An 8,103-nucleotide genomic window follows, 5' to 3' on the forward strand; every position below is an offset into this window, starting at 1 on the left:
GAGATGATCATGCCCGGCGACAACGCCGAGCTGAACGTCGAGCTGATCACCCCGATCGCCATGGAAGAGAAGCTCCGCTTCGCCATCCGCGAAGGCGGCCGCACGGTCGGCGCCGGCGTGGTCTCCAAGATCACCGAGTAAGCGGCCTCATTCGGCAGCCTTACAGGAAGCCCCGCCGGATCACTCCGGCGGGGCTTTTTGCTGTGCGCGTCCTTCTCCTGCTGCGGGAGAAGGAGGGGGCTGGATGAAGCGCACCTCGACCCCCGGCTTCACCGAGGCGGCCAGCTGTTCGGCGTCCCAGTTGGTCAGGCGGATGCAGCCGTTGGAGGCGGTCTTGGCGATCTTCGACGGGTCCGGCGTGCCGTGGATGCCGTAGCTGTCGCGCGACAGCTCGATCCAGACCGAGCCGACGGGATTGTTGGGCCCGGCGGGGACCACGACCTTGCGGTCGCCGCGGTCGTAGCTGAGCCTGGCCGGGTCATAGGTGTAGTCCGGCTCGTTGGCGACCCCGACCACGCGCAGGGTTCCCGACGGAGCCGGACGTTCGCTGGAGCCTATGGTGGCGGGATAGAAGGCCAGCAGCCGCCCCGAGGCGTCGAAGGCGCGGGCCGACCGGTCGGACTTGTCGACCACGATCCGGGCCACCTCGCCGAGCGGACGGTCGGCCACGGCGGGGACGACGATGGTCTGGCCGGGGCGGCGGAAGTCGACGCCGGGGTTGAGGCCCTGCAGCAGGGCCTCGGTGACGTGGAAGCGCTCGGCCAGCCGCTCGCGCGCGGAGCTGTAACGGGCCCCGCCGGCCGCCTGGGCGGCGAGGTCGGCTCCGGGCGGCGGGCTGAACGGGCCGGCGAGGTCGGCGGCGGTCAGGACGTAGCGGGTCATCACCGGGGCCGTGTCGGCGGCGGCGAGGCGTTGCAGCACGGCGGCGTCGGCGGCGTCGCCCTCGCCAGGGCCCATGGCCTTGCGCCAGGCGGCGATGGCCTGGCGGGTGTTGTCGCCGGCGAGGCCGTCGATGACGCCCGGGGAGAAGGGCGAGCGGTCGAGCAGGATCTGCAGCCGGACGAGGCCCGGGTCGGGGGCGTAGGCGGCGGGCGGCGGGCCGCCGGCGGGAGATGAGGGGACCGGCCGGGGCACGCCTGTCTCGATCTGGTCGGCGGTGAGCACGGGCGGCGCAGCGTCGGCGGACCGGCCGGAGGGGGGCTGCTGTTCGGGCGGCTCCGGCGCGCCGCAGGCGGCGGCTCCGAGGGTGATGAGGAGAAGGGCGGGGGCGGCGGCGGTCAGACGAAAGGACATGGCGTTCCGGATGGTGGGCGTCCGGCTTCAATCCGTTGCGGACCGGCCCGTTCCCATGCGGTCAGCGCAGGGCGGCGGCCAGGCCCTCGGCCGTGATTTCGGCCCAGCAGGCGTAACCCGGGTCGTTCAGGTGCAGGTCGTCGGGCCCGACGCCGCCGCGCTCCAGACCCGTCCAGCCGGCCATGGCGGAGAAGCGGTGCAGGACGGCGTAGCCGACCCGGCCGCCCTCGAGGTCGATCAGCCGGGCCATGTCGCCCAGCGCCGGGTTGCGGCCCCGGAACGACGGATTGGTCGTGCCCTCCGGCAGGCGCTGCGGATCGACCAGCAGGACGTCGACCCCCGCCTCGTCCAGAATCCCCTCGCCCCGCCGGAAGTCGGCGAAGACGTCGTCCAGCGGCCGGTCGCGCAGCACGTCATTGGTTCCGAGCTGCCAGATCACCAGGTCGGGGTCGGCCGCCCGGATCTCGCGGGTCAGCCGGTCGGCCGTCTCCTTCGCCGTCTCGCCGCCTATGCCCTTGTTGACCACGGTCACCTCGACGTCCGGCAGGCGGCGTTCCAGCCCGCGCTCGAGCAGGGGGACAAAGCCGAGGTCCGGCTGGCTGGCCCCGACGCCCTCGATCGAGGACGACCCCATGGCCAGAATGATCAGCCGCCCCGAAGCGACCGCCGCCCGGCTGCGGTCAAGTCCCTGGTTGGCGACCAGGTGGCCGCTCGAGACCGGGCAGGCCGCGGGCGCGGCTCCGGGGACGACGGCGTCCGGGTCGGAGCCGGCGGCGACGGGCGCTCCGGACAGCAGGGTCAGCGCAAAGGCGGCGGCGGCGGCGGATTTCAAGGGTTGGGCTCTCCGGTGGCGGGATCGACGGCGGTCTCGCCGCTGTTGCTGCTGCCTTCCGAGCCGGGCGGCTCCTGGGCGGGGCGGGGCGGCTCTCCGTCCCGCGGCGGGCGGCGCTCCTCCTCGTATTCGTTCTGCCGGCCCGGCGGCCGGCCCGACTCGGGACAGGGGGGCATGAGACGCTCCTTGAAGATTGGATCGGACAGAAAGGCAACGCCCGGGGGCGGCGCCGGCTCCGCAGCAGTTCGTTCACCAAGCCTCTAAACCGTAACGCAAGGGCGGGCGGGGCATGGTCGGCCCACGGACAGGCGGCGGATCGGGGATCATGGACGAGGCCACGGAGATCGAGATCATCCGGCCCGACGCCCTGCGGCCGCGGGACCGGGCGGCGTGGGACGCCCTGCGCGCCACCGAGCCCGGACTGGACCACCCCTATCTCGATCCGCGCTACGCCCTGGCGGCGGCGGATATTCCGCGCGCGGCCCTGGCGGTGTTCCGGCGCGGCGGAGCGGCGGTCGGCTTCTTTCCGTTCCAGCGGCGCGGCCGGCTGATCCAGCCCCTCGGCGCGCCCCTGACCGACTATCACGGCGTCGTCGCCGCGGCCGGCGAGGGCCTCGACCCGGCGACCGTGGCGCGGCGTCTGGGCGGGGTGCTGAGGGTCGGAGGGTGGATGGCGCCCGGAGCCGCCGTGCCCGGCTTCCTCGCGCGGACGCGGATGTCCACCGACGTGACCGGCGGCCGGGACGCCCTGGCGGCGCGGCTGGATGAGCGCAGCCATCGCTTCTTCAAGAACATGCGCCGGCTGAAGCGCGGCTTCGAGCGCGAGCATGGCGAGCCGGTGTTCACCTGGGACGAGCGCGATCCGGCGGTGCTGGACTGGATCGTGGCCCGCAAGCGCGACCAGTACCGGCGCTCGCGGCGGCACGACGTGTTCGCCTGCGGCTGGACGGTCGACCTGCTGCGTCGGCTGTATGAGACCCGCACGCCGGATTTCGGCCTGCGCCTGGCCAGCCTGCGCACGGCGGACGGCCAGCTGGTCGCCGCCGAGGCCTCGCTGGACGACGGCCGCACCCTGCACCTGTGGTTTCCGACCTACGATCCGGCCTTCGCCCGCCACGGGCTCGGCACCATCCTGACAAGGCTGGAGCTGGAGCAGGCGGCCGACGAAGGCTACCGGCTGGTCGATTTCGGGGCCGGGGACGAGGGCTACAAGACGGCCCTGGCCGAACCGGGCGGCGTGGTGTTCGAGGGGGTGGCCGAGGGGCCGCGTCCCGACCTGACCCGGCTGGCGGGGCGGCTGCTGGCCGCCGGCCCGGCGCCGCTGCCCCGGCTGCAGCTGAGCCTGAGCCGCCGTTTCGACATCATCAACGCCTGCGAGACCCGCGCCGCCGACTGGTGGGCGGCCGCGGCCGGGGCGGCGGCCGCCGCCGCGCGCAAGACTCTCGGAGCCCCCGCATGACCGACCGCCTGATCCCCGCCTTCGACGCCGCCCGGCGCGAGGCTTTCGGCCGCGAACCGATCACCTACGCCCACCGGCTGCTGGAGACGGGCCTGTTCGAGGACGAGGCGCTGGCGCGGCAGCTGGAGCGCCACCCGGCCGAGCTGTTCGACATCAACATCTTCCACTACGACGCCGACGACCAGGCCATGCTGCAGACCGGGACCAAGGGCGCGCGCGGCGGCGCGGCCCTGCTGGAGGCGGCGAAGGCGGGGCGGATGTGGATCCAGATGCGCCGCATCCAGGACCACTGGCCGGAACTGGCCGAGGCGATGCGGCGGGTGTTCGCCGACCTGTCGGACCATGTGCCGGGCTTCCGGCCGGTGCAGGTCACGGGGCAGCTGATCCTGTCGGCGCCCTCGGCGAGGGTGCCGTTCCACGCCGACCCGCCGGGGGTGACGCTGTTCCACCTGCGCGGCGAGAAGCGGATCTGGATCTATCCGGTCGACGAGACCCACATGCCGAGCCGCTCGATGGAGAACATCGTGCTGGAGCAGCAGACCGAGGACCTGCCCTACCGGCGCGAGATGGACGCCAATGCGGCGGTGTTCGACCTCAAGCCGGGCATGGCCGTGGCCTGGCCGCTGCACGCGCCGCACCGGATCGAGAACCAGGGCAGTTTCAACGTCTCCCTGTCGTGCGACTACCAGACCTGGCGGTCGCGGATGACCAACGGCGCCCACTACGCCAACGGCGTGCTGCGGCGCTGGGGCGCGCCGGTGCTGCCGGCCGACCGGGCCCCGCTGGCGGCGCGCGCGGCGCTGTGGGGCGCCTCCCTGGGGCTGCGCCGGATGGGCGTGGTCAGGACCCGGCTGGAATCCTACGAGCGGGCCTTCGAACTGGGCGACGAGCCGCCGCCGCTGGACAAGGGCCTGATCTCGCCGCTGGCCATGCGCTAGCCCCCCTTCCTTACAACGAGGTCATGACCTCGATTTAAAGTGACTCGACGGCGGGCCGGTCGCACCTTCCGGGCACATTCCGGAGAGGGAACACCGCCATGAAAGCCATCCTGCTGTCCGCCGCCGCCGCCGCCGCGATCGCCACCGCCGTCGCCGGCCCGGCCCTGGCCAAAGCCGGTCCCGAGGTCGAGATCGAACACGCCGTGGCCCGGGTCGTGGTCATCGTCGAGGACCGCGCCGATGTCGGGGTCGAGATCCAGCAGGGCTCGTCGCGCCTGCCCGCCCTGCGCGTCGAGCGCGACGGCGCCAATGTGCGCATCGACGGCGGGCTTGGTCGGCGGCTCGCCGGCATCCGCATGGGCGACAGCATCCGCGACTGCCGCTCGGGGCCGGACGCCACGCGGCCGGGGCAGGGCGCCTCGGTCGAGGTGCGCAACATCGGCCGGGTCGATCTGGACGACGCCCCCCTGATCGTCATCCGGGCGCCGCGCGAGGTGAGCATCGACGCCGGCGGCGCCGTGTTCGGCTCGATCGGCCGCGGCGCGAGCTCGGTCGACCTCGGCAACGGCGGTTGCGGCGACTGGGTGGTGGCCAATACCGACGGGCCGGTTGATCTCTCTTTCGGCGGCTCCGGCGCCGTCATGGTCGGGACCTCCCGGTCGCTCGACGTCAACCTCGGCGGCTCCGGCAAGCTGGTTTCCGGAGGAACGGGCGCGCTCGAGCTCAACATGGGCGGCTCTGGTGAGGCGCAGATCGCCCAGGTCGACGGCGACGCCGAGATCAATATCGGCGGCTCCGGCGAGGTCACCATCCGGCGCGGCCGGATTCCCAACCTGAGCATCGCCATCGGCGGTAGCGGCGATATCGACTTCGGCGGAACCGCTGGTGATGTCAGCGTGTCCATCGCCGGGTCGGGCGACGTCCGCGTCGCCGAGGCGACGGGCGCGGTCAGCCGCAGCATCGTCGGCTCCGGAGACATCCGCATCGGCCGCTGACCCCCGGCGCCCTTGCGGACAAGGAGAAGGCCCGGGAGCGTGGAACCCCCCGGGCCTTCTTCACGTCCGCCGTCTGGACAGCGCCAGCCAACGAAAAGCCCCGGCGGATCGCTCCGCCGGGGCTTCGTCGTTCAGACGTCCGTGACGCTTAGAGGGCGCCGAGGATGCCCATGACGCCCGAGCCCGGCAGGGCCGCGCCGGCGCGGTCGCGCGCCTGCAGGCCGCCGCCGAAGCTGTAGCGCAGGCCGACGGTCCAGGAGTCGATGTCCAGGTCTTCGATGTCCGAGTGCGACAGGCCGGCCGTCACCGAGAACGGCGAGTCCGAGATCTGGTACTCGGCGCCGACACCGTAGGTGACGCCGTCAACGTCGGCGTCGTCGATGGTCATCCACGACAGGCCGGCGTTCAGGCGCAGGGCGTCCGTGACGTAGAAGGCGGCGTCCGCTCCGACCGACCAGGCGTCCAGATCGACGTCGTCGGCGGTCGTGTAGGCCACGACGCCCGTCAGGGTCGCCTTCGACAGGTATTTCTGCACTTCCAGGCCGCCGGTCAGGGCGGTCTCGTCGGCCACGTCGGCAGCGCCGATGAAGCCGCCGACGCGCAGGTCGGAGCCGACCAGGGTGGTCAGGTGGCCCGTGCCGACGAAGGTGGTGTCGTCGTTGCCGTCATCGACCTGGCCGGCGTTGGCGGCGAGGGTCACGGTCCAGTCGCCGAAGGCGGGCATGGCGACCACGCCGTCGACGGCCCAGGCGTCGGCGTCCGCGCCGAGACCGCCGAGGTCGAACTCGGTGTTGCCGTAGGAGACGCCAACCGAACCGACCGGGCCGTCCTGGGCCAGGGCGGGCGCCGCGGCGAAGGCGGACAGGGCGGCGGTGACGAGGAGGAGAGACTTCATTGTTGTTTTCCTTGCTTGCCGCGGCCGGATTCGCCGCGACGGACGGCCGGGCTATCAGGGCCCGGGCGAGCGTAGCCATTACAAACCCGTCACAAACCTCGCGGAATGCGAGAATGTTGCGCCGCAGCAACGCAATGTGGCGGTGCGGTGACAAACTGGCGGACGCATTGCGGCGCTCCCTCTCCGTCCGGTCATGAAGCCGGTCCCGCCCGCCCGACCCGGCCCGGTCCGACGACAGGGCGGGGAGCGCCGATCGGCCGCCGCCATTCTTTCACCGCTTGACGGAAGCGGAATCGATCTGCATAAGCCCCCACTCTTGTTGGACCGGCTGTGCACCTCGCTTTGAGTATGGGGTGCAGACGCGGTTCGCAGGAACGACCTGAGACCCTGTTCTTTGCAGTGACCCAGGACTTCAACGGCCTTCGCGGGAGACTGCGTGGGCCGATCGTTTTTGCGGACGTGCGTACTCTGAAGGCTTCGCGCCTGAAGACTCCGGTCTTTGAAATGGTTCACAGGGACGCAGGTTCGCCTGCTTGGGAATAGCTACCGATATGGATCAAAGCATCCGCATCAGGCTCAAGGCCTTCGATCACCGCGTCCTCGACTTTTCGACGCGCGAGATCGTCAACACCGCCAAGCGCACGGGCGCGACCGTTCGTGGTCCGATCCCGCTGCCGACCCTGATCGAAAAGTTCACCGTGAACCGCTCGCCGCACGTCGACAAGAAGTCGCGCGAGCAGTTTGAAATCCGCACGCACAAGCGTGTCCTCGACATCGTCGACCCCACCCCGCAGACCGTGGACGCGCTCATGAAGCTCGACCTGTCCGCCGGCGTGGACGTCGAGATCAAGATTTAAAGTAGAAAGAGGCGGGATCCGATGCGCACGGGCGTGATCGCCAAGAAGCTGGGCATGACCCGCGTGTTCGCCGATGACGGCGCGCACGTTCCGGTCACTGTGCTCCAGCTCGACGGCTGCCAAGTCGTCGGCCAACGTACCCAGGAGCGTGACGGCTACGTCGCTCTCCAGCTGGGCGCTGGCACCAAGAAGGCCAAGAACACCAACAAGGCTCAACGCGAAGCTTTCGCGAAGCTGGAAGTGGAGCCGAAGGCCTATGTCACCGAGTTCCGCATCGATGCGGACGCCATGATGGATGTGGGCGCCGAGTTCTCGGCCGATCACTTCGTCGCGGGCCAGAAGGTCGACGTCCAGGCCGAGACCATCGGCAAGGGCTTCGCCGGCGCCATGAAGCGCTGGAACTTCGGCGGTCTTCGCGCCACCCACGGTGTCTCCGTCTCCCACCGCTCGCACGGTTCGACCGGCCAGCGTCAGGATCCGGGCCGCACCTTCAAGGGCAAGAAGATGGCCGGCCACCTCGGCCAGGAAACCGTCACCACCCTGAACCTGACCGTCTGGCGCGTCGACGCCGACCGCGGCCTGATCCTGGTGAAGGGCGCCGTTCCCGGTTCGGAAGGCTCCTACGTGAAGATCCGCGACGCGGTGAAGGCCAAGGCTCCGGCCGACCTGCCGCGCCCGGGCGCCTTCCGCAAGGCCGGCCAGGAAGCCGCCGCCGCTCCGGCTGAAGAGCCGGCGGTGGAGGAAGAGGCCGCCGTGACCGAAGCGCCGGCGACCGAAGCCACCCAAGAAGGGGGCGAAGCCTAATGAAACTCGACGTCATCACGCTGGACGGCG

Annotated in this window: 9 protein-coding genes and 1 pseudogene; 6 read left to right on the forward strand and 4 right to left on the reverse strand. The window is 71.3% G+C overall.

What is annotated here, in order from left to right:
• Positions 1–141, forward strand: a pseudogene (tuf, locus tag VEA62_RS09980) (elongation factor Tu); the annotation flags it as partial.
• Positions 142–180: 39 nt separating this feature from the next.
• On the opposite strand, the gene VEA62_RS09985 reads toward tuf, so the two are convergent.
• From VEA62_RS09985 to VEA62_RS09995, 3 genes are all read right to left on the reverse strand, one after another.
• Positions 181–1,293, reverse strand: a complete 1,113-nt coding sequence (locus tag VEA62_RS09985) for a L,D-transpeptidase (protein ID WP_324821173.1) — start codon at positions 1,291–1,293, stop codon at positions 181–183.
• A gap of 61 nt (positions 1,294–1,354) precedes the next feature.
• Positions 1,355–2,125 carry an SGNH/GDSL hydrolase family protein gene (locus VEA62_RS09990; protein WP_324821175.1) on the reverse strand — a complete coding sequence of 257 codons (771 nt, stop codon included), beginning with the start codon at positions 2,123–2,125 and terminating at the stop codon, positions 1,355–1,357.
• Entirely contained in the window at positions 2,122–2,301 is a 180-nt protein-coding gene (locus tag VEA62_RS09995; protein ID WP_324821177.1) for a hypothetical protein, read from the reverse strand. The genes VEA62_RS09990 and VEA62_RS09995 overlap by 4 nt, the downstream gene beginning before the upstream one ends.
• 149 nt (positions 2,302–2,450) lie before the next feature.
• Between VEA62_RS09995 and VEA62_RS10000 the strand changes: the two genes are divergently transcribed.
• The 3 genes from VEA62_RS10000 to VEA62_RS10010 all read left to right on the forward strand — a co-directional run bounded on the left by VEA62_RS10000 (position 2,451) and on the right by VEA62_RS10010 (position 5,517).
• Positions 2,451–3,584, forward strand: a complete 1,134-nt coding sequence (locus VEA62_RS10000) for a GNAT family N-acetyltransferase (RefSeq protein WP_324821179.1) — start codon at positions 2,451–2,453, stop codon at positions 3,582–3,584.
• Entirely contained in the window at positions 3,581–4,522 is a 942-nt protein-coding gene (locus VEA62_RS10005) for a transcriptional regulator (protein ID WP_324821181.1), read from the forward strand. Before VEA62_RS10000 ends, VEA62_RS10005 begins: the two co-directional genes overlap by 4 nt.
• Before the next feature lie 98 nt (positions 4,523–4,620).
• Complete coding sequence (locus VEA62_RS10010; RefSeq protein WP_324821183.1) at positions 4,621–5,517, forward strand: GIN domain-containing protein; 897 nt, start codon at positions 4,621–4,623, stop codon at positions 5,515–5,517.
• A 148-nt stretch (positions 5,518–5,665) separates the two neighbouring features.
• Here the strand turns inward: VEA62_RS10010 and VEA62_RS10015 are convergent, their stop codons facing one another.
• The gene (locus tag VEA62_RS10015; RefSeq protein WP_324821185.1) at positions 5,666–6,412 is read right to left on the reverse strand and encodes an outer membrane beta-barrel protein; all 747 of its coding nucleotides are present in this window, start codon (positions 6,410–6,412) and stop codon (positions 5,666–5,668) included.
• 551 nt (positions 6,413–6,963) lie between these two features.
• Here VEA62_RS10015 and rpsJ point away from each other — a divergent pair.
• The gene (gene rpsJ, locus VEA62_RS10020; protein WP_003164367.1) at positions 6,964–7,269 is read left to right on the forward strand and encodes a 30S ribosomal protein S10; all 306 of its coding nucleotides are present in this window, start codon (positions 6,964–6,966) and stop codon (positions 7,267–7,269) included.
• A gap of 21 nt (positions 7,270–7,290) precedes the next feature.
• Entirely contained in the window at positions 7,291–8,073 is a 783-nt protein-coding gene (gene rplC / locus VEA62_RS10025; RefSeq protein WP_324821187.1) for a 50S ribosomal protein L3, read from the forward strand.
• Positions 8,074–8,103: the final 30 nt, after the last annotated feature.

Source organism: Brevundimonas sp. (assembly GCF_035627475.1).
Taxonomy (GTDB): Bacteria; Pseudomonadota; Alphaproteobacteria; order Caulobacterales; family Caulobacteraceae; genus Brevundimonas.

Coding starts and splice junctions, on each gene's coding strand:
- VEA62_RS09985 (WP_324821173.1), bottom strand. CDS start 1,293: ATGTCCTTTCGTCTGACCGCCGCCGCCCCCGCCCTTCTCCTCATCACC.
- VEA62_RS09995 (WP_324821177.1), bottom strand. CDS start 2,301: ATGCCCCCCTGTCCCGAGTCGGGCCGGCCGCCGGGCCGGCAGAACGAA.
- VEA62_RS10000 (WP_324821179.1), top strand. CDS start 2,451: ATGGACGAGGCCACGGAGATCGAGATCATCCGGCCCGACGCCCTGCGG.
- VEA62_RS10005 (WP_324821181.1), top strand. CDS start 3,581: ATGACCGACCGCCTGATCCCCGCCTTCGACGCCGCCCGGCGCGAGGCT.
- rpsJ (WP_003164367.1), top strand. CDS start 6,964: ATGGATCAAAGCATCCGCATCAGGCTCAAGGCCTTCGATCACCGCGTC.
- rplC (WP_324821187.1), top strand. CDS start 7,291: ATGCGCACGGGCGTGATCGCCAAGAAGCTGGGCATGACCCGCGTGTTC.
- VEA62_RS10015 (WP_324821185.1), bottom strand. CDS start 6,412: ATGAAGTCTCTCCTCCTCGTCACCGCCGCCCTGTCCGCCTTCGCCGCG.
- VEA62_RS10010 (WP_324821183.1), top strand. CDS start 4,621: ATGAAAGCCATCCTGCTGTCCGCCGCCGCCGCCGCCGCGATCGCCACC.